This window comes from Flavobacterium sp. ST-158 (assembly GCF_058309975.1).
Map to the genome: position 1 here is coordinate 1 of NZ_JBZEEN010000011.1, position 24,725 is coordinate 24,725.

Annotated in this window: 24 protein-coding genes, 1 tRNA gene and 1 other RNA gene; 12 read left to right on the forward strand and 14 right to left on the reverse strand. The window is 32.3% G+C overall.

All coding sequences use genetic code 11. The features are described 5' to 3' along the window. Nucleotide 1: 1 nt before the first annotated feature. A tRNA-Met gene (locus AC4FRF_RS14935) sits at nt 2-75 on the reverse strand. A 152-nt stretch (nt 76-227) separates the two neighbouring features. Here AC4FRF_RS14935 and AC4FRF_RS14940 point away from each other — a divergent pair. Continuing rightward, nucleotides 228-620 carry an START-like domain-containing protein gene (locus AC4FRF_RS14940; protein WP_491160624.1) on the forward strand — a complete coding sequence of 131 codons (393 nt, stop codon included), beginning with the start codon at nt 228-230 and terminating at the stop codon, nt 618-620. A 54-nt stretch (nt 621-674) separates the two neighbouring features. Beyond that, nucleotides 675-1,514 carry an aminotransferase class IV gene (locus AC4FRF_RS14945; RefSeq protein ID WP_491160626.1) on the forward strand — a complete coding sequence of 280 codons (840 nt, stop codon included), beginning with the start codon at nt 675-677 and terminating at the stop codon, nt 1,512-1,514. On the opposite strand, the gene AC4FRF_RS14950 is transcribed toward AC4FRF_RS14945, so the two are convergent. The 4 genes from AC4FRF_RS14950 to AC4FRF_RS14965 all read right to left on the reverse strand — a co-directional run bounded on the left by AC4FRF_RS14950 (nt 1,511) and on the right by AC4FRF_RS14965 (nt 5,491). Continuing rightward, nucleotides 1,511-2,071, reverse strand: coding sequence for a YqgE/AlgH family protein (locus tag AC4FRF_RS14950; RefSeq protein WP_491160628.1), 561 nt, complete (start codon nt 2,069-2,071; stop codon nt 1,511-1,513). The genes AC4FRF_RS14945 and AC4FRF_RS14950 overlap by 4 nt on opposite strands. A 124-nt stretch (nt 2,072-2,195) precedes the next feature. After that, nucleotides 2,196-2,468: an HU family DNA-binding protein gene (locus tag AC4FRF_RS14955; RefSeq protein ID WP_108740556.1), complete on the reverse strand. Its 273-nt coding sequence runs from the start codon at nt 2,466-2,468 to the stop codon at nt 2,196-2,198. Between the two features lie 180 nt (nt 2,469-2,648). Continuing rightward, nucleotides 2,649-3,596, reverse strand: a complete 948-nt coding sequence (gene fmt, locus AC4FRF_RS14960) for a methionyl-tRNA formyltransferase (protein WP_491160631.1) — start codon at nt 3,594-3,596, stop codon at nt 2,649-2,651. After that, the gene (locus tag AC4FRF_RS14965) at nt 3,596-5,491 is read right to left on the reverse strand and encodes a RecQ family ATP-dependent DNA helicase (protein WP_491160633.1); all 1,896 of its coding nucleotides are present in this window, start codon (nt 5,489-5,491) and stop codon (nt 3,596-3,598) included. Before AC4FRF_RS14965 ends, fmt begins: the two co-directional genes overlap by 1 nt. Before the next feature lie 225 nt (nt 5,492-5,716). Here AC4FRF_RS14965 and AC4FRF_RS14970 point away from each other — a divergent pair, with 225 nt between their 5' ends. The 4 genes from AC4FRF_RS14970 to AC4FRF_RS14985 all read left to right on the forward strand — a co-directional run bounded on the left by AC4FRF_RS14970 (nt 5,717) and on the right by AC4FRF_RS14985 (nt 9,100). Beyond that, nucleotides 5,717-6,001: a DUF493 family protein gene (locus AC4FRF_RS14970; RefSeq protein WP_491160635.1), complete on the forward strand. Its 285-nt coding sequence runs from the start codon at nt 5,717-5,719 to the stop codon at nt 5,999-6,001. Nucleotides 6,002-6,070: 69 nt separating this feature from the next. Further along, the gene (locus tag AC4FRF_RS14975) at nt 6,071-6,808 is read left to right on the forward strand and encodes a DUF4290 domain-containing protein (protein WP_491160637.1); all 738 of its coding nucleotides are present in this window, start codon (nt 6,071-6,073) and stop codon (nt 6,806-6,808) included. Between the two features lie 94 nt (nt 6,809-6,902). Next, nucleotides 6,903-8,219 (forward strand): UDP-N-acetylglucosamine 1-carboxyvinyltransferase, encoded by a 1,317-nt coding sequence (murA, locus tag AC4FRF_RS14980; RefSeq protein ID WP_491160639.1) that lies wholly within the window; start codon nt 6,903-6,905, stop codon nt 8,217-8,219. A gap of 8 nt (nt 8,220-8,227) precedes the next feature. Then, nucleotides 8,228-9,100: a cation diffusion facilitator family transporter gene (locus AC4FRF_RS14985; protein ID WP_491160640.1), complete on the forward strand. Its 873-nt coding sequence runs from the start codon at nt 8,228-8,230 to the stop codon at nt 9,098-9,100. 76 nt (nt 9,101-9,176) lie between these two features. Here the strand turns inward: AC4FRF_RS14985 and AC4FRF_RS14990 are convergent, their stop codons facing one another. Beyond that, on the reverse strand, nt 9,177-9,590 hold the full coding sequence (locus AC4FRF_RS14990) for a type II 3-dehydroquinate dehydratase (RefSeq protein WP_491160641.1): 414 nt from the start codon (nt 9,588-9,590) through the stop codon (nt 9,177-9,179). Nucleotides 9,591-9,670: 80 nt separating this feature from the next. Beyond that, on the reverse strand, nt 9,671-10,222 hold the full coding sequence (locus tag AC4FRF_RS14995; protein ID WP_491160643.1) for a porin family protein: 552 nt from the start codon (nt 10,220-10,222) through the stop codon (nt 9,671-9,673). Nucleotides 10,223-10,535: 313 nt separating this feature from the next. Between AC4FRF_RS14995 and AC4FRF_RS15000 the strand changes: the two genes are divergently transcribed. The 3 genes from AC4FRF_RS15000 to xerD all read left to right on the forward strand — a co-directional run bounded on the left by AC4FRF_RS15000 (nt 10,536) and on the right by xerD (nt 12,686). Further along, nucleotides 10,536-11,048, forward strand: coding sequence for an outer membrane beta-barrel protein (locus AC4FRF_RS15000; protein WP_491160645.1), 513 nt, complete (start codon nt 10,536-10,538; stop codon nt 11,046-11,048). Nucleotides 11,049-11,229: 181 nt separating this feature from the next. After that, nucleotides 11,230-11,706 (forward strand): hypothetical protein, encoded by a 477-nt coding sequence (locus tag AC4FRF_RS15005; RefSeq protein WP_491160647.1) that lies wholly within the window; start codon nt 11,230-11,232, stop codon nt 11,704-11,706. Between the two features lie 77 nt (nt 11,707-11,783). Continuing rightward, nucleotides 11,784-12,686, forward strand: coding sequence for a site-specific tyrosine recombinase XerD (gene xerD, locus AC4FRF_RS15010; RefSeq protein WP_491160649.1), 903 nt, complete (start codon nt 11,784-11,786; stop codon nt 12,684-12,686). Nucleotides 12,687-12,802: 116 nt separating this feature from the next. Here xerD and rny read toward each other — a convergent pair whose 3' ends face one another. The 4 genes from rny to AC4FRF_RS15030 form a co-directional block, all read right to left on the reverse strand. Then, nucleotides 12,803-14,365, reverse strand: a complete 1,563-nt coding sequence (rny, locus tag AC4FRF_RS15015) for a ribonuclease Y (protein ID WP_491160651.1) — start codon at nt 14,363-14,365, stop codon at nt 12,803-12,805. Nucleotides 14,366-14,417: 52 nt separating this feature from the next. Further along, nucleotides 14,418-14,524: non-coding RNA, 6S RNA (gene ssrS, locus AC4FRF_RS15020), on the reverse strand. 55 nt (nt 14,525-14,579) lie between these two features. Then, entirely contained in the window at nt 14,580-14,867 is a 288-nt protein-coding gene (locus AC4FRF_RS15025; protein ID WP_491160653.1) for a cell division protein ZapA, read from the reverse strand. Between the two features lie 8 nt (nt 14,868-14,875). Next, entirely contained in the window at nt 14,876-15,166 is a 291-nt protein-coding gene (locus AC4FRF_RS15030) for a coiled-coil domain-containing protein (protein ID WP_491160655.1), read from the reverse strand. A gap of 177 nt (nt 15,167-15,343) precedes the next feature. Here AC4FRF_RS15030 and AC4FRF_RS15035 point away from each other — a divergent pair, with 177 nt between their 5' ends. The 3 genes from AC4FRF_RS15035 to AC4FRF_RS15045 all read left to right on the forward strand — a co-directional run bounded on the left by AC4FRF_RS15035 (nt 15,344) and on the right by AC4FRF_RS15045 (nt 20,354). Continuing rightward, nucleotides 15,344-17,038 carry a M23 family metallopeptidase gene (locus AC4FRF_RS15035; RefSeq protein WP_491160657.1) on the forward strand — a complete coding sequence of 565 codons (1,695 nt, stop codon included), beginning with the start codon at nt 15,344-15,346 and terminating at the stop codon, nt 17,036-17,038. Nucleotides 17,039-17,050: 12 nt separating this feature from the next. Then, nucleotides 17,051-19,516, forward strand: a complete 2,466-nt coding sequence (locus tag AC4FRF_RS15040; RefSeq protein ID WP_491160659.1) for a TonB-dependent receptor — start codon at nt 17,051-17,053, stop codon at nt 19,514-19,516. A gap of 115 nt (nt 19,517-19,631) precedes the next feature. After that, complete coding sequence (locus AC4FRF_RS15045) at nt 19,632-20,354, forward strand: hypothetical protein (RefSeq protein ID WP_491160661.1); 723 nt, start codon at nt 19,632-19,634, stop codon at nt 20,352-20,354. On the opposite strand, the gene AC4FRF_RS15050 is transcribed toward AC4FRF_RS15045, so the two are convergent. The 3 genes from AC4FRF_RS15050 to AC4FRF_RS15060 form a co-directional block, all read right to left on the reverse strand. After that, a complete protein-coding gene (locus AC4FRF_RS15050; protein WP_491160663.1) occupies nt 20,351-21,052 on the reverse strand; it encodes a DUF2971 domain-containing protein in 702 nt (233 codons plus the stop codon). The two genes, AC4FRF_RS15045 and AC4FRF_RS15050, sit on opposite strands and share 4 nt — an antisense overlap. Before the next feature lie 80 nt (nt 21,053-21,132). Further along, on the reverse strand, nt 21,133-22,962 hold the full coding sequence (locus AC4FRF_RS15055; protein WP_491160665.1) for an ABC transporter ATP-binding protein: 1,830 nt from the start codon (nt 22,960-22,962) through the stop codon (nt 21,133-21,135). Next, the gene (locus tag AC4FRF_RS15060; RefSeq protein ID WP_491160667.1) at nt 22,962-24,689 is read right to left on the reverse strand and encodes a phospho-sugar mutase; all 1,728 of its coding nucleotides are present in this window, start codon (nt 24,687-24,689) and stop codon (nt 22,962-22,964) included. The genes AC4FRF_RS15055 and AC4FRF_RS15060 overlap by 1 nt, the downstream gene beginning before the upstream one ends. Between the last annotated feature and the right edge of the window lie 36 nt (nt 24,690-24,725).

Sequence of the window (24,725 nt, forward strand, 5' to 3'; positions counted from 1 at the left end):
GTAGCGAAGACGGGAGTTGAACCCGTGACCTCAGGGTTATGAATCCTGCGCTCTAACCAACTGAGCTACCTCGCCAAATATTCAGGTTTGTACTGTTCCTGATTGCGGGTGCAAAGATAGCAATAAAAATAAATCATGCAAGCATAAAATGAAGAAAAAAAATATTTTTAAAAACGTTTTTTTTTCGAGTTTATATTCTATATATTCGAAAAAAATTAATGCAGCTCATGGATCAAAAAACACGTTACGAAATTGAATTTCCAATAAACTCTTCTCCGCAGTTATTGTATCAATATATATCAACACCTTCAGGCTTGTCAGAGTGGTTTGCAGATAATGTAAATTCAAGAGGAGAATTCTTTACTTTTATATGGGATAATGCAGAAGAAAAAGCCAGATTGGCTTCTAAAAAGACCGGTGAAAAAGTTAAGTTTAAATGGGTGGATACCGCTGGAAAGGATACCGAGTATTTTTTTGAATTGCATATTTTAGAAGATGAATTGACTAAAGATGTTTCGTTGATGATTATTGATTTTGCTGAAGAAGATGAAATAGATGAAGCAAAACAATTGTGGGAAAATCAAATTTCAGATTTAAAACATCTCTTAGGTTCTGTGTAGAAAATTCTATTTTTATAACTTATATTTGCCCTGAACAAAATTCAGGGCTTTTTTATGATCAATTTCAACGGTACTTTAGTAACTCAAGATTCAAATATATTAACACAAAACCGCGCTTTTTTATACGGAGATGCTGTTTTTGAAACAGTTAAAATAGTAAATTCTAAAGTGCTTTTTTTAGAAGATCATTATTTTAGGTTAATGGCATCGATGCGAGTAGTTCGAATGGAGATTCCTATGAACTTCACTATGGAATATTTAGAAGAACAATTACTGTCGTTAACGGATAAATTGGTTATTTCTAATGCTGCTAGAGCGCGAATTACAGTGTTTAGAAATGACGGTGGGTATTATTTACCAATGAATAATTCAGTTTCTTTTTTAGTTCATGCAACCGCTTTAGATGCCGTTTTGTATTCTTTTGAGGAAAAAGAATATGAGGTGGATTTGTTTAAAGATTTTTATATCACCAAACAATTATTGTCTTCTATTAAGACTACAAACAGAATTTTGAATGTTACAGCAAGTGTTTTTGCTAATGAAAATGATTTAGATAATTGTTTGTTGTTAAATGATAGCAAGAATGTTGTAGAAGCTATTCAAGGTAATATTTTTATGGTAATGGCTAATAAACTAATTACGCCACCTGTATCTGAAGGTTGTTTGAATGGTGTAATGCGCAAACAAGTTTTAAGAATAGCTAAAACAATTCCAGATGTTGAAGTTGTGGAAGCAGTGATTTCTCCATTTGAACTTCAAAAAGCGGATGAATTGTTTCTTACTAACGTGATAAAAGGAATTCAGCCTATTACAAAATACAGGAAGAAGACTTTTAAATTAAATCTTGTTAGAGAAATAATAACAAAAATGAACGAGGAGATAAAAGTAGTTTAATTCAAATAAGGATTTTCGGGTGCATTTGACCAAATTAAATAATCACCTCCTAATTCAATAATTTGTTCTTTCCAAAAGTGCGTAGTCGATTTGCCTATAATTTTATTTTTATAGTTGTTAGAAGTAATAATCCAGGAATTAGCATTCATCTCTGATTCTAATTGGCTTTCAGACCATCCGGTGTAGCCAAGAAAAAAACGAATGTTGTTTTTGTTTATTTTTCCGTTATTAATAAGCTCTTTAGTGGATTCAAAATCGCCTCCCCAATAGATTCCATTAGATATTTCAATACTGTTTGGAATTAAATCAGGAACATTGTGAATAAAATACAAATTGTCTTGTTCTACTGGGCCACCATTATAAATTTTTAAACGGGAATTAATCTCTGGAATTAAATCGTTTATAGTGTATTTTAATGGTTTATTGATGATAAAACCAACTGATCCATCTTTGTCATGATCAGCCAGTAAAATCACAGATCTGTTGAATGATAAATCTCCAATTATTGAAGGTTCAGCAATAAGTAATTGTCCTTTTATTAATGGTTCTGAAATCATGATTATTCAAGTTTTTATTAAATTTAAGAAAAAAAAATAAAAAAAGCCAAACATAATCGGTAAAAAGCATAAAAAAACCCTCAACAGAGGGTTTTTTATATCGATAAGGTTTTGAAACAAAAATTTAGTTTACAGCACCTTCTAATTCAGCTCCAGCTTTGAATTTAACAACGTTTTTAGCAGCGATTTGAATTGTTTTTCCAGTTTGAGGATTTCTTCCGTCTCTAGCTGCTCTTGCAGATACTGACCAAGATCCAAAACCTACTAGAGATACTTTTCCACCTTTTTTCAAAGTGTCACCTACATTTCCTAAAAATGACTCTAAAGCTAATTTTGCAGCTGCTTTAGTAATTCCTGCGTCAGCAGCGATAGCATCGATTAATTCTGATTTGTTCATAATAATAGTTATTAATTGTTGGTTAAAAATAAATTGTCTATACACAAATTTAGTAGTAAATACAGAGCTTGCAAGTGTTTTTACAGATTTTACACCTTTTTGTTAATAACTTATTTTTTTTGTTCATAACAGGGTGCTTTTTTACTGTTTTTTAGCCCTTTTTACCCATTTTTATTAGGTTTAGAGGGCTTTGGCTTCCTCAGAAAATGAAATTCCGTTGAGTAATTCAGCAGTTGTCATTTTCTTTTTGCCTGGAAATTGCAAACTTAGAATTTGTATGAAGCCATCTTTTACAGCAATTTTTAATTCTTTTTTAGTGCTAATGATGGTTCCTATGGTAAAACGATGAGTTTCTGAAATTATTTTAGACTCGTATATTTTAACATTCCATTCTTGGTTTTTATCAGTAAAAAAACACCAAGAAGCAGGATAAGGACTTAAGCCTCTAATGAGATTGTTGATTTCGGTAGCCGATTTTGTCCAATCAATTTTGCAATTTTCTTTGTTGAGTTTATAGGCTGTTTTAATTTCGGCACCATCGGTTTGAATAGTAGTATTTACAGAGCCATTTTCAATTAATGTTAAAGTTTCTACAACTGTAGTGCTACCTATATTCATTAAACGATCATGAAGTTGTCCAGCAGTTTCATTTGGGGCAATAGCGGTTTCTGAACTTAATATCATGGCTCCTGTATCTATTTTGTTATCAATAAAAAAAGTAGTAACCCCAGTTTTAGTTTCTCCGTTTATAATAGCCCAGTTAATTGGAGCAGCGCCACGGTAATTAGGTAGGAGTGACGCGTGAAGATTGAAAGTTCCAAATTTTGGCATTTCCCAAACTACTTTGGGTAGCATTCTAAAGGCAACAACAATTTGTAAATTGGCGTTAAGCGCTTTCAATTCGGCAAGGAAAGATTCGTCTTTTAGATTAGTTGGTTGTAATAAATGAAGGTTGTTTGCTAAAGCATATTCTTTTACAGCCGAATATTTAATTTTTTGTCCACGACCTGCTGGTTTATCGGCAGCTGTTATAACGCCTACAATTTCGTAGTTGTTTTTTAATATGGTACCAAGGATTCCTACTGCAAAGTCAGGAGTTCCCATAAATACGATTCTTAATTTTTCCATTATTGTTTTAAACTATATTTATTATTGGTATTTATTAGAATGCTTTCGTTTTCTAATAACTCTTGAAGTGCAAAGATAACATCGTCTGAAGGATTATTTAGCTTAATTTGAATTTCTCTCGAACTTAAATCGGCTGTTTTTAATAGAACAAGAATTTTTTTGATAATGCTATTTGGGGCTTCTTTCTTGTTTTTTTGAGTAATACAATAGGAGCAAATCCCGCAATCAGTATTTTTTTCTTCTCCAAAATAAGCTAATATTAATTTGCTTTTGCAAATATTATCCTCTTTTATATAATGTAAAACTGCCTGAAATTGTTCTTTTTTTAATTGGTTTTGATTTTCAAGGTATTTTGCAATTCGGTTGATGGTTCTGTCGTCTTCTCTAATTTCGTTGAAAATCATTGTGGTGTCATTGTTTTTGGAATGATAATCAATGATTCCTTTTTCTTTTAATTTTTCTAAAACGTTTTGTACTTCTATTTCTGTATGATTGGATTTTCGGGCAATTAACGGTAAATTGAAATTGGTTTGTATGTCGTAAATCCCAGGATAGGTACGCAAAATAGCTAACAGAATTTCTTCATCATTGGGATTAAGACTGGTGTAGCGAATGACTTCTTTTGAAGGGATAATGAATTGCAAACTTATTTTTTCTGAGAATTCCTGCGATAAACTAATGATGCCTTGCCTATCTAAAAACTGAATGGCGTTATATGTTTTTAAAACGGGAAATTTATAGCGCAAGCAAAATTGATTGAGATTGAAAGAATATTGTTCATTGATTCCTTCACCATATGCGATTTGGAAATAATTACACATTTTGATAAAAACTTCTTTTAGGAAATTCTTATCAGGTAAAACATAGAGAAACTGATTTTCGGTTTGTGCAATATCCGATGGACTGGTTAATAAAATTGCAAAAGCTTTTTCTTCGTTTCTTCCGCCTCTACCGGCTTCTTGGTAATAATTTTCAAGATTATCGGGCAGATGAATGTGAATTACCGTTTTTACATTGGCTTTGTCAATCCCCATCCCAAAAGCATTGGTGGCAACAATAACTTGGGCTTCTTCTTCCATCCAAAGTTGCATATTCTTATTTTTATCTTTAGTGGATAATCCACCGTGATAAAAAGTAGCTTTAAAACCTAAAGAGTTTAGTTGTGCAGCAGTGTCAATACAGGCTCTTCGGTTTCTTACATATATAATCGAAGGTTGTGGATTTTTTTTTAAAATTTGCTCAATTCTAAAAAGTTTGTCTTCAATTTCAAAAACCATGTAGGCAATGTTCTTTCTTTCGAATGATTTTTCAAAACATTTGGGGTTTTCTAATCCTAATTCTTTAATGATGTCTTCTTTGACTTTTGGAGTAGCTGTAGCTGTTAAAGCCAGAAAAGGAGTTGTAGGGAAAGAACTTTTAAGATTAGAAATTTTTAAATAAGCTGGGCGAAAATCATGCCCCCATTGTGATACACAATGTGCTTCGTCAATAGCGATTAAATTTATGGGAAGATTTTTAATTCGATCTAAAATCCAATCCGACTGTAAACGCTCGGGAGATAGGTAAAGAAATTTATAATTTCCAAATTGGCAATTGTCCAATAAATCAATGATTTCGTCCGTTTTTATTCCACCAGTAATGGCAATGGCTTTGATGTTGCGCTTTTGTAAATTAGCTACTTGGTCTTTCATTAAGGCAACCAAAGGAGAAATGACCAAACAAATTCCTTTTTGCATCAAGGCAGGAATTTGGAAACAGACTGATTTTCCGCCACCTGTGGGCATCAGTGCAAAAGTGTCGTGTCCGCTTAAAACCGATTCGATAATTTCTTCCTGGGGTTTTCTAAAACTATCGTGGTTCCAGTATTTTGTTAGAATTTGTAAAGCTTCTGACATGCAATTGAGAAAGTGTTAGTTCGTTTTTGTTATGAAAACGGCTGTTTTTTTATTTAAATCTATTTTTTAGGATTCAAAAAAGCAGCATTTAGAACAAACTTACTCAAACTAATTTAGAATTTGAAAAATGAGACGAATCAAAAATATGATTTTGCTAAAATTCATATTCCAGAATTCATATTTTAGAATTGAAACCGTATATTTGCTTTTATTTTTAAAGACAAAATGGATAAGAAAACGGAAGAATTTTTTGATAGACTAAAAGCCGAATTAGAAAAAAGCAATACTTGGCCAGCAATATATTTGTTCAAGTTTATTGTGCCTACAGACAATGAAAAAATTAAAGAAGTAGAGCAAGCTTTTAATGGAATGGGGGCAGTTATTAAAACAACCCAATCCAAAACAGGAAAGTTTACTAGTGTTTCTGTTGATGTTCAAATGGAAAATCCTCAGTCTATTATTGATAAATATATTGAAGTATCTACAATAGAAGGAATTATTTCTTTGTAATTTTCAAAAAGTAAAAGAACAATCTTGTATAAGCTTTTTTGATTATTAAAGCTGCAAACAAATCAAATTATGAATCAGAAATATATTAAAGAAAATGCGAATGATGTAGTGCATCATTTGGAATATAATGCCGAACGCTCGCATTTGATTATTCCTGAGTATGGACGTCATTTACAAAAGTTAATTGATCAGGCTACTGCTATTGAAGATGCTGAGGTGAGAAACAAAGCAGCTAGATATATTATTCAGGTAATGGGGAGTTTGAATCCACATCTAAGAGATGTACCTGATTTTCAGCATAAACTTTGGGATCAACTTTTTATTATGTCCGATTTTAAATTGGACGTAGAATCTCCGTACCCAATTCCTTCTAGAGAAGTATTACAACTAAAACCGGATGTTTTAAAATACCCACAAAATTTCCCTAAATACCGTTATTATGGTAACAATATCAAATATATGATTGACGTTGCTAATAAATGGGAAGATGGCGAAATGAAAAGCGCTTTGGTAAAGGTGATTGCTAATCACATGAAAAAATCCTATTTAAGTTGGAACAAAGACACCGTAAAAGATGATGTTATTTTTGAGCATCTTTATGAGTTGTCAGGAGGGAAATTAAATTTACTACAAAGTTCAGAAGAACTTATTAATACTACTGATTTATTGCGTACCAATAAGAGAATGTCTAATAAGATTTCTTCTCCTGGACAGCCTAAAATTCAAAGTAATAAAAATATGAAAGGGGCTAAGTCCAAACAGTATTCGAAGAATAATAACAATAACAACAATCAAAAAAATCAATAAAGCTGCTAAGTATCTAAGTAATTGAAAAATTAAATTCAACAAAAAAAACTTAGAACCTTAGAACCTTAGTAACTTAGAATCTTAAACAAAGAATATGGGAATTTTTAAAATTGAAGGAGGAATCCGTTTAAAAGGAGAAATTACTCCGCAGGGCGCAAAAAATGAAGCGTTACAGATTTTATGTGCTGTACTTTTAACTGCTGAAAAAGTTACAATCAACAATATTCCCGATATTATTGATATTAATAAATTGATTACGCTTTTAGGAAATCTAGGGGTAAAAATCGAAAAAATAGGCTCAGGTTCTTATACTTTTCAAGCCGATGAAGTAAATGTTGGCTATTTAGAAACAGAAGCTTTCAAAAAAGAAGGTGGAGCATTAAGAGGTTCTATTATGATTGTTGGGCCACTTTTAGCTCGTTTTGGAAAAGGATATATTCCAAAACCAGGAGGAGATAAAATTGGAAGAAGAAGATTAGATACCCATTTTGAAGGTTTTATCAATTTAGGTGCTAAATTTCGTTACAATAGAGAAGATCATTTTTATGGCGTTGAAACTCCAGAAGAAGGTCTTAAAGGAGTTGATATGCTTTTGGATGAAGCTTCGGTTACAGGAACAGCTAATATTGTCATGGCTGCTGTTTTAGCTAAAGGAGTAACTACAGTTTATAACGCAGCTTGTGAGCCTTATTTACAACAACTTTGTAAGATGTTGAATTCTATGGGAGCTAAAATTACAGGTGTGGGTTCAAACTTGTTGACTGTTGAAGGGGTAGAAAGTTTAAGTGGTTGCGAACACCGTATTCTTCCAGATATGATTGAAATAGGTTCTTGGATTGGTCTTGCGGCTATGACAAGAAGTGAAATCACTATTAAAAATGTAAGTTGGGATAATTTAGGATTGATTCCTAATACGTTTAGAAAATTAGGAATTACATTAGAACGCAGAGGTGATGATATTTATATTCCAACTCACGAAAACGGATATGAAGTAAAAACGGATATTGATGGTTCTATCCTGACTATTGCCGATGCACCATGGCCAGGATTTACTCCTGATTTATTGAGTATTGTATTAGTAGTAGCAACACAGGCTAAAGGGGATGTGTTGATTCATCAAAAAATGTTTGAAAGCAGATTGTTCTTTGTCGATAAATTAATTGACATGGGGGCTAAAATTATGTTGTGTGATCCACATAGGGCGGTGGTTATAGGACATGATTTTAAATCGACTTTAAAAGCAACAACAATGTCGTCTCCAGATATTCGTGCGGGAATTTCATTATTGATTGCGGCGCTTTCAGCAAAAGGAACGAGTACGATTCAGAATATAGAACAAATTGATAGAGGATACGAGAGAATAGATGAAAGATTAAGAGCTATCGGAGCTAAAATTGTTCGTCTTGATTAAATAAAAATATGGGTAAAGAACAGCAAGCCATAGAGGCAACTTACTTTAGCATAATAGGAAATACCTGCTTAGCAATTATAAAAGGCTTAGCAGGTTTTTTTGGCAATTCTTACGCCTTAATTGCTGATGGAATTGAATCTACTACAGATATTTTTGCTTCCTTTTTGGTTTTGTTTGGTATCAAATATTCAAATAGACCTGCCGATGAAAATCATCCTTATGGTCATGGTCGAGCGGAACCTTTAATAACCTTTTTGGTAGTGGGTTTCTTGATTACATCGGCTACTATTATTGCTTATGAGAGTATTGGGAATATACAAACACCTCATGATTTACCTAAATCTTGGACTTTAGTTGTTTTAGGTGCCATTATTCTTTGGAAGGAATATTCTTTTCGATTAGTAATGAAACGAAGTGAAGAAACCAATAGTTCGTCTTTAAAAGCTGATGCCTGGCATCATAGAAGTGATGCAATTACTTCTGTAGCAGCTTTCATTGGGATTACTATTGCTTTAGTCTTGGGTAAGGGTTATGAATCTGCCGATGATTGGGCTGCACTTTTTGCTTCTGGTTTTATATTTTATAATAGTTATTTGATTTTTAGACCTGCTTTAGGCGAAATCATGGACGAGCACTTGTACGATGATTTAATCGAGCATATTAGAATAGTGGCTTCACAAGTTGATGGGATTATTGATACCGAGAAGTGTTTTATAAGGAAATCAGGAATGAAATACCACGTAGATTTGCACGCGATTGTAAGTGCGAAAATTTCAGTAAAAGAAGGACACCAGTTGGCTCATATTTTAAAAGACACCTTGCGAAGTAAGATACCAGAGTTAGGACATGTGTTGATACATGTAGAACCAGACGATGAATAATGTCTATTTAAAAAAGTAAAAAAACGAGTCAACATTTTAATAATTGACTCGTTTTTTTTATGCTTTCAATCTAAAATTATAAAAAGGATTGTATGGCTAAATCGTAGCTTTTTAAACCAAAACCTAAAACAACTCCTTTAGCGTTTCCGGAAATATAGGATTGGTGTCGGAAGCTTTCTCTGGAAAAAGTATTTGAAATATGAACTTCAACTACTGGAGTAGTAATTCCTTTAACGGCATCTCCAATACCTACAGAAGTATGAGTGTAAGCACCTGCATTCAAAATAATTCCATCGTAGGAAAAGCCAAATTCTTGTATTTTATCGATTAATTCGCCTTCAATATTACTTTGGTAATAGTTGAATTCTATTGCAGGGAATTTCTTTTTTAATTCTTCAAAGTATTCTTCGAAGGTTAAACTGCCGTAAATTTCCGGTTCGCGTTTTCCTAATAAGTTAAGATTAGGTCCGTTTATAATACTAATTTTCATTTAAAATCTTTTTTGGTAAAAATAGAAAAACCGTCTTGTTAAAAAAATAACGAGACGGTTTTTTTAAAAATTGTTTTAGATTAGAACATAATACCGGCAGATAGCTGAATTGTTGAGTTTTTAATGTCAGCATTTTTAGTAGCTTCGGTTAAACCAAGACCGTAACGCGCCTGAACAAATAAGTTTTTTGTAATATTCAATCCTAAACCACCAACTGCGGCGAATTCAAATGTGTTAGCATCACCTGGATCGAAATTTTTTCTATCCTTCAATAGGAAAGATGCCTGTGGCCCTAATTCAAGGCTTAAACTTTCGCTTAAATAAATTTTAGCCAAAACTGGAATAGACAAATACCCTAATTCATTTTTAAATTCTTCACCTGCATTTTTATAGCTCGCTCCTTGAGTAGAGTATAAAAGTTCAGGTTGGATAGCAAAACGATCCATTAATTTAACTTCTGCAACTAAACCCGCATGGTAGCTTGTGATTGCATCTTTGTTAACGTCTGGTACATCATCTCCATTTTGATTAGCAAAATTCACACCACCTTTAATACCCAAACGAATGGATTGTGCTTTTATTACTGTGGTTGCGCTAAAGAGCATAATGGCAATTAAGATTACTTTTTTCATAATTTTTATAGTTAAGATTTGAGATTGTAAATATAAAACAGTTTGTTTTGGATTTTATTACATAATTATAAAAAACAGTTATCAAATTTTAATATTTGTAAGTTTTTATTTCTTTTTTTTTGTTTTTAATCATTCGCCTTAAATATCACTAAATTTAGTGATGGATTTGTTTTTAAAGTGTTGATTTTTAGATTTTTTAATTTTTGCGTAGACTTCTTTTTCTCTTAGTTTTGTATTTATTTTTTAACATAAAATTTGGTTTTGTGGTAGTAATTGTCTTAGGTTTGTGCTCGAATTTTAATAAACATTAAAAATGAAAAAAATTATTTTATCTGCTTTGGCAGTATTTGCATTTGGATTTGCTAATGCACAAGAAGTTAAATTTGGAATTATGGCAGGTGCTGATTTTGCAAGTGCAAAAGTAAAAGGAGAAGGTTTAAGCGTGACGGGAAATCAAACTGCTTTTTTTGCAGGTGTTTTTACTGATATAGTGGCTTCTGAGAAGTTTCATGTACAACCGGAATTATTAATTGCTACAGCTGATGGTGAGAGTCAATTACAATTACCAATCTTAGCAAAATATTATTTGGCAGATAAAATTAGCTTTTTAGTCGGTCCTGATTTATTATTTGATTTAGGAGAAAAAGTTGAAGGTTTTAAACAATTTGGTTTAGGAGTTGATTTTGGAGCAGTATATGATATTGATGAGCACTTTATGATAGAAGGAAAGTATAATTTAGGATTAACAAATTTTATAGAAGATGCACCTTCTGGGTATAGTGCTAAAATAAATGGTTTTTTCCTTGGTTTAGGATATAAATTCTAATCCATTAATTTTGATATTACTAAAAGACTATTCATTTCGAGTAGTCTTTTTTTATGTAAATTTTATACTTGTTAAATACTTGTTAATAGAAATGTTGATAAGTTTTTTGTAGGTGTCGCTTTTGTTTTTTAAGTATTTGATAATTTTAATTCAATAAATTATTAATTTAACAATTACAACCATGAAAAAAATTATTTTAACAGCAGCAGCAATTTTTGCTTTTGGATTTGCAAATGCCCAAAGTGGCGCTTTTAAATTAGGAGCTCATGTAGGTTTGCCTACAGGAGATATTAAAGATGGTAGTTCCGTGAATTTAGGTGCTGATGTAGCTTATACCTGGAGTGTAGCTGAAGGTTTGGATGCCGGTATTGCAACAGGTTATACGGCTTATTTGTTAAAAAAGGATATCCCAGGTGATACTCCTAGTTTTATTCCTGTGGCAGCTACAGCTCAATTTACCTTAACTAATAATTGGTTTATTGGAGCTGATTTAGGTTATGCAATTGGTGTTAGTAAAGACAATGACGGTGGGTTTTTATACCAACCGAAGTTTGGTTACCAAATGGAAAATGCTGGACTTTATGTATCTTATAAAGGAATTTCAGTAGATGGCGGAACTTTTTCATCAGTTAATTTAGGTGTAAATTTCAAATTGTAAAAAAAAAATAATTTCAATGAAACCTCTTCTGAAAAGGAGAGGTTTTTTTGTGTTCATAAATGTCGTTTATTTGTACTATGAATTGGAATTTCTATATTAAAAGTTATCAATCTTATCTCAAAATTGAACGTGGATTATCAAAGAATACGGTGGCCAATTATTCTTTCGATATTGAGCGTTTGTGTTTATATCTAACTGAAAATAGAATAGAAGTTTCACCGATTCAAATTAGAGAAGAAACAATTCAGCAGTTTATTTATACGATTTCCAGTCAAGTTAATCCAAGATCTCAGGCACGAATCATTTCAGGTTTAAAAAGTTTTTTTAGTTATTTAATTTTTGAAGATTATCGGGTTGATAATCCCATGGAGTTGATTGAGTCTCCTAAAACATCCAGAAAATTACCCGATACATTGGCAGTGGATGAGATAGATGCTTTGATATCGGCTATTGATTTATCTTCCAAAGAAGGAGAGCGTAATCGTGCTATGTTAGAAACTCTTTATGGTTGTGGATTACGGGTTTCAGAATTAGTATCACTTAAGATATCTGATTTGTTTTTTGAAGAAGGTTTTGTGAAAATTACAGGAAAAGGGAATAAAGACCGATTTGTACCTATTGGAAACCTAGCTCAAAAATATATTAATCTTTATAAAAACCATATAAGGCCTGAAGTTCCTATAAAAAAGGAATTTAGTGATACCTTGTTTCTTAATAGAAGAGGAGGGCAGTTAAGTCGTGCTATGGTATTTACAATTATTAATAACTTAGCAGATAAAATTGGATTGAAAAAGAAAATTAGTCCACATACTTTTAGACATTCTTTTGCTACACATTTGTTAGAAAATGGAGCCGATTTGCGTTCTATTCAGTTAATGCTTGGACACGAATCCATTACAACTACCGAAATTTATTTGCATTTAGATAGAAAGTTTTTAACCACAGTTTTAGAGAATTTTCATCCTAGAAAAAACATGTAATAACTTTAAATTCCAAATACAAAAATCCAATGTTGGAAATTAAATGATAAAAAAAACTCCAAATCCCAATTGTGATTATTGGAATTTGGAGTTTTAAAAAAATGGAATTTATAATCCTATTTAGCAATATTTACCGCTCTTGTTTCTCTGATTACTGTTACTTTTACCTGACCTGGATACGTCATTTCCGTTTGGATTTTTTGAGAAATTTCAAAAGATAAAGTGGCAGCATTGTCATCTGACACTTTTTCACTTTCTACAATTACACGTAATTCCCTACCAGCTTGAATAGCATAAGCATTTTTCACTCCGTTGAAACCGTAAGCTACTTCTTCAAGATCTTTCAAACGTTGGATGTAAGAATCTAAAACTTGTCTTCTGGCGCCTGGTCTAGCACCTGATATAGCATCACAAACTTGGATAATTGGAGATAATAATGATTTCATTTCTATCTCGTCGTGGTGGGCTCCAATAGCGTTGCAAACTTCTTCTTTTTCACCATATTTTTCAGCCCATTGCATTCCTAATAAAGCGTGTGGTAAATCACTTTCAGTATCTGGCACTTTTCCAATATCGTGTAATAAACCAGCTCTTTTAGCCAGTTTAACATTTAATCCTAATTCGGCAGCCATCAATCCGCAAAGTTTAGATACTTCACGAGAGTGTTGCAATAAGTTTTGCCCGTAAGAAGAACGGTATTTCATACGTCCCACAACTTTGATTAATTCTGGGTGTAAACCGTGAATTCCTAAGTCAATAACAGTACGTTTACCTACTTCGATAATTTCGTCGTCAATTTGTTTCGCTGTTTTAGCAACTACTTCTTCAATACGAGCTGGGTGAATACGTCCGTCTGTTACTAATTTATGTAAAGATAAACGAGCAATTTCTCTACGTACTGGATCAAAACAAGAAAGGATAATTGCTTCTGGAGTATCATCAACAATAATTTCAACACCGGTAGCAGCTTCTAGAGCTCTAATGTTTCTTCCTTCACGTCCAATAATTCTACCTTTTACATCGTCTGATTCAATGTTAAATACAGATACACAGTTTTCTACAGCTTCTTCTGTTCCAACACGTTGAATGGTATTGATGATGATTTTTTTAGCTTCTTGTTGCGCTGTTAATTTGGCCTCTTCAATAGTGTCTTGAATATGAGACATAGCTTTAGTTTTAGCTTCAGCTTTTAAGCCTTCTACTAATTGTTCTTTGGCCTCGTCAGCTGATAAACCTGAAATCAATTCCAATTGTTGTAATTGGCTTTTGTGTAGTTTGTCAACTTCTGTTTGTTTTTTGTCTAAATGTTCAATTTTTGACTCTAACTCGGCAGTTTTTCTTTCAAAATCATCATTGATTTTTTTAGCTTTAGACAGTTCATTAGAAATTTGAGATTCTTTGTCTCTAGTTCTTTTTTCTACTTCAGCTACTTTTTTGTCACGAGCTAAAATTACTTGTTCGTGTTCAGATTTTAATTCAATAAACTTTTCTTTAGCTTGAAGAATTTTGTCTTTCTTTATGTTTTCAGCCTCTAGATTAGCATCTTTTAAGATAGAAGCGGCTTCTTTTTTAGCGTTTTTGATTAGATTAGAGATGTTGCTTTTTTCTATGATTTTAGCAATGCTAAAGCCTATTGCAATACCTATAATTCCCGAAATAATAATCGTTAATATGTCCATGTTTGTTTAAAAATTTATATATAAAAAAAAGCCTACATTAAGTTGTTTGTATAAACTCGTAAAGACAAGTTTTGAGCTAACTCGTTGTTCAAGCTTCCAAACTGAATTGGCTTGCTATAGTAACGATGATTCGCTCATTCTAAATTGTTAGTGTTGAGTTTACCAAATTGTGAACTAATGTAGGCAGTATCTTAGTTGTAAAAGAACGTGTTTTTTAAAGATTCTCGTCTAAAAGTGCATTAATTTTTTGAATTCTATCAATAGTTTCATCACCATTAATAGCGTTATCAATCTGTTTTTGCTCTACTTGCGATGCAAATTGCAAAGCACACATGGCTAAAACGTCTTGTTTATCGCGAACAGCATAATTTTCTTCAAATTGCTTTATCATGCTATCAATTTTTTTAGAAGCACTTCTAAGCCCTTCTTCTTGACTAGGATCCACCGTTAATGGATATACTCGGTCTGCAATTGATATTTTAATTTTAAGCTTTTCGTCCATTGTTTATACTAATCTGACAACTGCGCTATACAGTAATCAATTTCACGAATTAATGAATTTATTTTAAGCTTTGTATCTCTTTTGTTTTCGTCACTGCCTAATAATGAATTGGCTATTTTAAGTGTTTCATACTGTGCTTTTAAGGCCTCAATCTCTTTGGATTGGTTCTGTATGGTTTGAGCAGCTTTGTTTAATTCGATAGTTAAATCTTGATTGTTTTGTTCTAAATTTCTTAGTTTTAGAATAAGCTTTTCAACTTTATTTTCAAGAGTATCAATTATTTCTGCAATTACACTCATTATTAATCCTATTCATTACTTAATATTACAAATTTAGTATTAGTTTTTATTATTACAATATTTTATTGGTTTTTTTATTATAAAATAATCAAAATGTTGTACTGTAATTGGTTACAAAAAAAACTTTTTTATAAAGTAATCCGAATTAGTTTTTTTATCTTAGCAAAAACGACACGCATGAGATTTTTTCTTTTCTTTCTATTGATTTCTAGAGCAGTTATCGCTCAAACTAATTACCCAAAAGATTATTTTCAGGCTCCACTAGACATTCCGATGCAATTATCAGGGAATTTTGGTGAGTTACGTCCTAATCATTTTCACGCAGGCTTTGATTTTAAAACCATGCAAAAAGAAGGTTTGGAAGTTCATGCTGCTGCCGATGGTTATGTTTCGCGTATAAAAATTTCTCCTTTTGGAAATGGAAAGGCTATTTATATCAATCATCCTAATGGGTATACAACGGTGTATTGTCATTTGCAAAACGCCACTGGAGCTATTGCAGCTTACATTAAAAAAGCGCAGTATAAAGAACAGACCAGTGAAATTGAGTTGTTTCCAAAAGTCAATGAGTTATCAGTTAAAAAAGGAGAGGTTATTGCGCTTTCAGGTAACACAGGTTCTTCCGAAGGACCACATTTGCATTTTGAATTTAGAGATACTAAAACAGAAAAAATTATCAATCCAATGTTTTTTGGTTTTGATAAGAATTTTAAAGACACCAAAAAGCCTGTTGTTTCAGCAGTTTATGTTTATCCTTTGGATGGAGCAACAGCTAATAAGTCTAAAAGACCTTTATTGTTGAATTTAAATTTGCAAAAAGACGGGACGTATTTAGCTAATAAGGTTTTAGCTAATGGAGCTGTTGGTTTTGGAATTTCGGCAGTGGATTATGATAATGTTTCCTGGAATAAAAACGGAGTTTTTAAAGTACAATCCTATTTGAATGGAAAAGCCGCATTTGGTTATCAATTTGATACCTATTCTTTTGATGAAATGCGTTATGTAAATGCTTTAGTTGATTATTCTCGTTACAAGAAAACATCTCAAAGGGTTCAAAAATTATTTATGACTAGTCCGTTTAACTTAAGTATTATAAAAACGGATGCAGCTAATGGAATTGTAAATGTGTTGCCTAATTTGAATTTGGTGTATCGCATTGAGGTTTCAGATTACTTTGAAAATACCACAATTATAAATATTCCAATTGGTTTTGACGCTGCTGGTCCTGTAGTGGAAAAAGAAACAGTAGCTTCTAATTATTTTATAAAAGCAAAGAAAGACAATATTTTTTCTAAAGACAATATGACAGTGAGCTTTCCAGCAGGAACATTCTATGATGATTTTGCAATGAATTTTGCGGTAAACGGAAATGTGCTTACCCTTCACGATGCAAGTGTTCCGGTACATTCAAGTTTTGAAATCACCATGCAAAGTGATAAATATTCAGACGATCAAAAAAGCAAAGTCTTTATTGCTGATTTAAGTGCCAATGGCCGATTGGGGTATAATGCTACTGCTGTAAAAGGAAATGTATATACCGCTAAAGTGAGGTCTTTGGGCAAATATACTTTAGGAATAGATACTACGCCACCAGCAATAAGTATTGCTAAATCAATTGAAGGACGCTGGTTAAGTAACGAAAAAACCATTCAGCTTTCTATAAGTGATTCGGGTTCGGGAATCAAGTCTTATAATGGTTATTTGAATGGAAATTGGGTTTTATTTGAATATGATTATAAAACCCGAAAAATTACACATCAATTTAGTGATGGAATTGTAGCAGAAGGGGCTAACGATTTAAAAGTAATTGTAACCGATCAAGTGGGAAATTCAACTACATTTGAGACTCATTTTTTTAGAAGTCAAAAATAATACAAAGACACCTTGAACATCAGTAAATTTAATTTCCTATTTATAGTATTTTGGATTAGTTTTTCTTCTTTGGCACAATTATCTAGAGTCAAAGGAACGGTGCTTGATGCACAAAATCATCCTGTAAGTAACGTTACTATTTCGTTTTCTGGACATGCTACTCAGTCCGATTCGAAAGGGTTTTATTCGATAAAAGTACCTATCAATAAAAAAGTAAACTTGGTTTTTAGTCATTTGACTTTCAAGAAAACAACTGTCACCTTATTATTAAAAAGCAGTTTGGATTACGAATTGAATTTGGTAATGAATGAGTACCAAGAACAAATGGGGGAAATTATTATTAGTAAAGATAAGAGAAGCCAAATTCAAGGTATAACCACAATTTCTCCAGAGGTAATCAAGAAATTACCAGGTGCTAATGCAGGAATTGAAAATGTTTTGAAAACCTTAGCGGGGGTCAATTCTAATAACGAAATGAGTTCGCAATACGCTGTTAGAGGTGGGAACTATGATGAAAATTTAGTTTATGTTAATGATGTAGAAGTGTATCGTCCTTTTTTAATACGATCCGGTCAACAAGAAGGATTGAGTTTTACTAATACTGATTTGGTTCAGAATATTACTTTTTCAGCAGGAGGATTTCAGGCTAAATATGGCGACAAACTATCCTCGGTTTTAGATATTACTTATCGAACTCCAACTCGTTTTTCGGCAACTTTTGAAGCGAGTTTATTGGGTGGAAGCCTGGCTGTTGATGCAGTTTCTAAGAATAAAAAATGGAGTTCGGTTACAGGAGTACGTTATAGAAACAATAGTCTTTTAGTGAATAGTCAAGATACGAAAACTAATTATACACCTTCATTTGTAGATGTACAAACTAATGTAAACTACAAAGCATCCGCAAAATGGCAATGGAGTTTCCTTGGAAATATTTCGCAAAATAAATACAATTACGAACCTTTGGTTAGAAAAACTCGATTTGGTACTATTGATAAACCAATGGAGTTGAATGTGTATTATGAAGGTCAAGAAAAGGATGCTTATCAAACTTATTTTGGTGCTTTAAAAACAACTTACCAAGCCACTGAGAAGCTGAGATTTAAATTTATTGGTTCTTTATTTCATACCTTAGAACAAGAGCATTTTGATATTTTAGCTCAATATCTTTTAAAGGATAATACTACTACAATAGGTTCAGATTCCTATGATGGCGCCTATGCTAATGGAATTGGTACTGAATTGAATCATGCCAGAAATGATCTAGATGCTCTGATTGTAAACACTGAAGTAAAAGGTTTTTATAATTGGGCAAAAAGTAATTTGGAATTTGGTGTAAAATACACTCGAGAATCAATTAGAGATAGGGTGATGGAGTGGGAAGTAATTGATTCGGCAGGATTTTCGATTAATCCGCCAATTCTAGAATTTTCTAGAGACAATCAACCTGGTACATCGTATACAGGACCATTAGCGCCTTTTCGTAGTGTTTTTGCAACAAATTATAATACAATTAATCGGTTCTCAGGATATTTACAGTGGAATTCTAAATCTGATTTAGAAAATGCTCAACTTTGGTATACTGCCGGTGTTCGAATGCAAAATTGGGTTGTCTCAGGGACCAATACTTTTGGAAAATCACAAACAGTTTTTAGTCCAAGAGGACAACTCGCTTTAAAACCTAATTGGCAGAAAGATATGTTGTTTAGAATATCTGGAGGATTTTATTATCAACCGCCTTTTTATAGAGAATTAAGAGATGCTTCAGGAGCCGTTCAGGATAATGTAAAAGCACAACAATCGGTTCAAGTAGTCATAGGAAACGAATATAATTTTAAAATGTGGCAACGTCCGTTTAAATTGGTTTCTGAATTGTATTATAAAGCGTTAAGCAATGTTAATACCTATACAATAGAAAATGTTAGAATCCGTTATGCCGCTACTAACGATGCTAAAGCTTATGCTCAAGGAGTAGATTTAAGATTGAATGGCGAATTTGTACCTGGAACAGAATCTTGGTTTAGTTTTGGTTATCTTAAAACAGAAGAAAATAGTAATGATAGAGGTTATATAGCCAGACCAACGGATCAACGACTAAAATTTGGTATCTTGTTTCAAGATTATATGCCTAATATTCCAAGTATGAGATTGTATTTGAATTTGGTTTACAATACCGGTTTGCCAGGTGGTTCACCTTCTTATACAGATGCTTATCAATATCAAAACAGATTGAATGATTACCGACGTGTTGATGTTGGATTTTCTAAAGTTTTGATTGATGCTAATTCGAAAAGAACTAAAAAAAGTTGGCTCAGTGGTTTTAAAGAATTAGCTATTGGTTTAGAAATATTCAATTTGTTTAACAACCAAAATGCCATTACCAATACTTGGGTTCGCGATGTATATTCTAAAAATGAATATGCTATACCTAATTATATGACTACAAGAATATTTAATATCAAATTGAATGCAAAGTTGTAGTGTCAGGTTGTTTTTGTGTTTTTACAAAGCTGTTAATAAGTCATAAAATACCTTTAAAATTCAAAAGCATTTTTAAAAATCATTACATTTGAAATTATTTTAATATCACATTCCTATGAAAACAGTACATATAGTCTTGATGAATTTTGCAATTCTATTTTTAGTGAGTTGTAAACAAGAAGTAGAGAAGCCTAAAGTGATTTATGATGCTGCTAATAAAGAAAAGCAAGTGGCTAGAGTTGATTCGACTCAAATAGCTATTGCCGACTTGCCAATTCAAATGGAAGGAACAGATTATTTAATTCATCCTGTTGGTGATTTACGGGTGTATGAGCGTGGAACAAAAGCAAAATATGGTTCTTCAAGTGTGATTGATTTGAGTTTTACGATTTCTAACTTAGGTGATGATGAAGTAACGGGGTATTTGCAAAATTTAAAATTCCAAAAAATAGATTCAGACTCCATACATGCCTTGACCGATAAGCCTGCTTTAATTTTAACCGCGACTTATTTAAAAGCTATTGCTGATAAAACCAAACAACAAGTTTTAGTGTATACCATGTATGATGTGGATACTAATAAGGATGGAAAATTAGATACAAGTGATATAAAATCGTTGTATTTAAGTGATATTAGCGGAGAACATTTTACAAAAATTTCAGCTAATTTTGAAGAACTGATAGATTGGAGTTTAGTAGAATCTAAAAATCGTTTGTATTTTAGAACCGTTGAGGATACGAATAAAAACGGGCAATTTGACAAAAATGATGTGTTGCATTACAACTATATTAACCTTTTGGATAAAGATTGGGAGGTAAAGAGTTACAATCCAATTTAAATTAGAATATCACTTTCTAAATCGGATTTTTCAATGGTGAAATCAAAACCTAATTGTTTTACCAATTCGATTACCAGATTCTTGTACCAGTTTTCCGATTTGGGGTGAATGTAGATTTTCTCAATTAATTGATTAATGTCTACATTGATTTTTAATCCATCGTTGAGTTTTATGGAACTGTCGCTCACATCTGTAATGATGCGTACTTCACGTTCGTATTGAAAACTTTTTCGTTTGAATAGAAAAGGGAAAAACAAATCGTCAAACGGAATGTATTCTTTTTTGTAATCGATATAGTTTACCTCGCCAATATATTGTTTGAAATTATTCTCCGGATTTAAGGATTTTTGCAATCGTCCAATGGTGGATTGAATAGCAAGTCCTTCGCTGTTTTGCGTAAAAATTTGCCACATAGCAAAAGATTCATACTCATTGATATGCCAGCTACTAATGGCTACTTTCTCTCTATGTGTTTTGTAGTAGTTGATAAAATCGGGGTTGTCAATGGCTAACTTTTTGATTTCTTCGTAAGTTGGTTCGCTAAAAGTGCCTTCGTATTGATCTTCAAATTTGTCTGATCGTGACATGAATAATTTTTGCGAAAGCAATAAGTCTAAAAATTTTGATAAGTCCAAATACTTCCAGATAACGGTTTCAGTGTTTTCTGGAAGTTTAATATTTGGATTATTGTGATACATTTTTTTTAGATTTAAAATGGTTTTATAAAGGTATTATTCGTTTTTGAATCTAAAATGAATTGATGTTAAATTTTAATTATTTATTCGAAAGATTGCATCGATACTAATTTATTGTAAGTACCATTTAACGCGATTAATTCATCGTGCGTACCTTGTTCTACAATTTTTCCTTTTTGCATGACTACAATAACATCTGCTTTTTGAATTGTTGATAGGCGGTGTGCAATTACAATAGAAGTTCTATTTTGCATCATGTTTTCTAAAGCAACTTGTACAAATTTTTCACTTTCGGTATCCAAAGCAGAGGTAGCTTCGTCCAAAATCATAATTGGTGGGTTTTTCAAAACAGCACGAGCAATAGATAAACGTTGTTTTTGACCACCAGAAAGTTTGTTTCCACTATCGCCTACGTTGGAATAAATTCCTTCTGGTAAATCTTTTACAAATTCGTAGGCATTAGCAATTTTTAAAGCTTCAATAACTTCTTCGTCGGTTGCATCAGGTTTTCCTAGTGCAATGTTGGCCTTGATAGTATCGTTGAATAAAATAGAATCTTGAGTAACTAAGCCCATCAAGCTACGAAGTGAATTTAGTTTAATATCTTTAATATCTTGTCCATCCATGGTAATTTTACCTTCGTTAACATCGTAAAAACGAGTTAATAAATTGGCAATAGTACTTTTTCCTGAACCAGATTGTCCAACCAAAGCAATTGTTTTTCCTTTAGGTATTTCTAGTGTAAAGTCATTAAGAACATTCTCTTTTTTATATCTAAAATTAATATTTTCTAATCGGATAGCACTATTGAAAGTCTCTTTGTCAACAGCATTTGGTGCATCAATTATAGTGTTTTCTTGATCCATCAAAGTGAATACTCTTTCTGCTGCTGCTAAACCCGATTTGACTTGATAGGAAGCTTTAGAAACTGCTTTTGCAGGAGTTAAAATGGTGTAGGCAAGAGCGATATAAGTGATAAATGTGGCTGATGTAATAGAGTGTTCTTCTACTACAAGTTGGGCTCCAAACCATAATAAAACAGAAATGGTTACAATTCCTAAGAATTCACTCATTGGAGAAGCTAAATTGTTTTTGTTTCCGATGCTGTTAGAAAGATGTAAAAGACGATTAATGGAACTGTTGAATTTGTCTATAAAAGAATCTTCTGCATTATAGCCTTTAACTACTTTTAATCCGCCTAAAGTCTCATCAAGGATGGAAATAAATATACCATTTTCATTTTGGGCTTTTATCGATTTAGCTTTTAAATTTTTTCCAATTCTTGAAATAATAATTCCTGCAACAGGAATAAATACCAAAACGAAAAGAGAGAGTTTTGGACTAATAATAAACATCGTTGCTATTGAAAAAAGAATAGTCAAAGGCTCTCTAACAACTAATTCCAAAACTTGAAAAAAAGAATTTTGAACATCATTAATATCTCCAAGCATGCGAGCCATTACATCTCCTTTTCTTTTTTCAGAATAGTAAGATACAGGTAAATTAATAATTTTTGCATATAAATTTTTCCTTAAATCTCTAAGTACACCTGTTCTTAATCGGGTTACATGATAAGAAGCAAAGTAGTTGGTGGTATTTTTTAAAAAAGCAGTGATTATAATAATTGAAATAACAAATAACAACATGATTTTAAAACCGTAAACATCGGTAAGTGTTGTCATTTTGTAATTCAAGAAGTCGCCAGTGTACTTTTTAATATTTCCAATTCCTTCGTATTTTGGAGCATTATAAATTTTTTCATCAATCCCAAAAAGTACATTCAAAGTGGGTATCATGGATACCATTAGCAAAGTAGAAAACAATGCATAGAATATATTAAAAAACACATTTAAATAAATGTGTTTTTTATAATTTGAAACAAAAGGAATTAATTTTTTTATATTGATATCCATTACTTTAATTGCATTTCGGAGATTATTGCAGCAATTTTTTGATCTAAATAAGCTTCTGTATCGTTGAAGTTTTCTACTGCATCTAACTCAGTGTTTACGCTAATATAAAATTTAATCTTTGGTTCAGTTCCACTTGGGCGAGCACATATTTTAGAACCGTCTTCCGTATAATAAATAAGCACATTTGATTTAGGCATATCCATAACTGATTCTTCACCGTCCAATAAATTTTTAGCAATAGAAGATTGGTAATCTTCTATCATAACCACACGTTGTCCGTTGATTTCTTTTAATGGATTTTCTCTCAAGTCAATCATCATTTGGTTGATTTCTTGCAAGCCTTCCATTCCTTTTTTAGTTAATGAAACTAAATATTCTTTATAAAAGCCGTGATCAACGTATAATTGTAATAATTCTTTGTAAACGGTACTTCCGTTAGCTTTAGCTTGAGCAGCTACTTCGCAAATTAATAAGGTTGCTGCTACTGCGTCTTTATCGCGAACAGCATCACTCACCATGTATCCAAAACTTTCTTCTCCACCACCAATAAATTGCAATTCAGGAAAATCCTTAATCATTTTAGCAATCCATTTGAAGCCGGTTAATCCTACTTTGAAGTTTACTCCATAAGCTGAGGCTAATTCCATAATCATAGGTGTAGAAACAATAGTAGAACCTACAAACTGTTTTCCGTTGATTTTACCTGCTTTCTTCCATTTTTCTAATAAAAAAGCAGTCATTAAAATCATCGTTTGGTTACCGTTTAACAAAGTCATTTTGCCTTCATTGTTTCTAACGGCAATTCCTAAACGGTCGCAGTCTGGATCTGTGCCAATAACAATATCAGCGTTAGTTTTATCGGCTAATGCTAACGCTAAAGTTAAAGCTTCTGGTTCTTCTGGATTTGGTGATTTTACTGTTGGAAAATCTCCGTTAGGAACCGTTTGTTCTTCAACTAAATGTACATTTTTGTAACCTGCTTGCGCAAAAGTTTCCGGCATTACAGTAATAGAAGTTCCGTGTAAAGAAGTAAAAACAATGTTTAGATTGTCTTTTGCTTCAGCAGGAGTATTGAAACTAGCATTTTCAATGGTTGAATTTATAAACGCTTGGTCAACATCTTTGTCTATGTATTCAATTAAGTCTTCGTTAGCGTCAAATTTAATTTCGTTGTAATTTAATTTTTCGATTGCATTAATAATTGCCTCATCTTCTGGTGGAACAATTTGTCCGCCATCTTGCCAATATACTTTGTATCCATTGTATTCTGGTGGATTATGTGATGCTGTAAGTACAATTCCGCATTGGCAACCTAAATGTCTTAATGCAAAAGACAGTTCCGGAGTAGGTCTTAAATCTGAAAAAAGGTAAACTTGTATTCCATTAGCAGAAAAAACATCAGCAACTACTTTGGCTAATGATTTACTGTTGTGGCGACAATCAAAAGCAATAACGGCTTTTATAGCTTGGTTTGTAAAAACTGATTTTAGATAATTTGAAAGACCTTGCGTACTTTTTCCAAGGGTGTATTTGTTAATTCGATTGTTTCCAACCCCCATAATACCGCGCATTCCACCAGTTCCAAACTCTAGATTTTTATAGAAACTTTCTTCAAGTTCTTTAGGAGAAGTTGCAATTATTTTTTTTAATTCTTCTTGGGTTGCTGTATCAAATGTTGGGCTTTGCCATTCATTAACTGCCTCTAAAATATTTTGCTTAATATCCATTCTTGTCGCGTTTTTAGATTCTAGATTTTATAATCG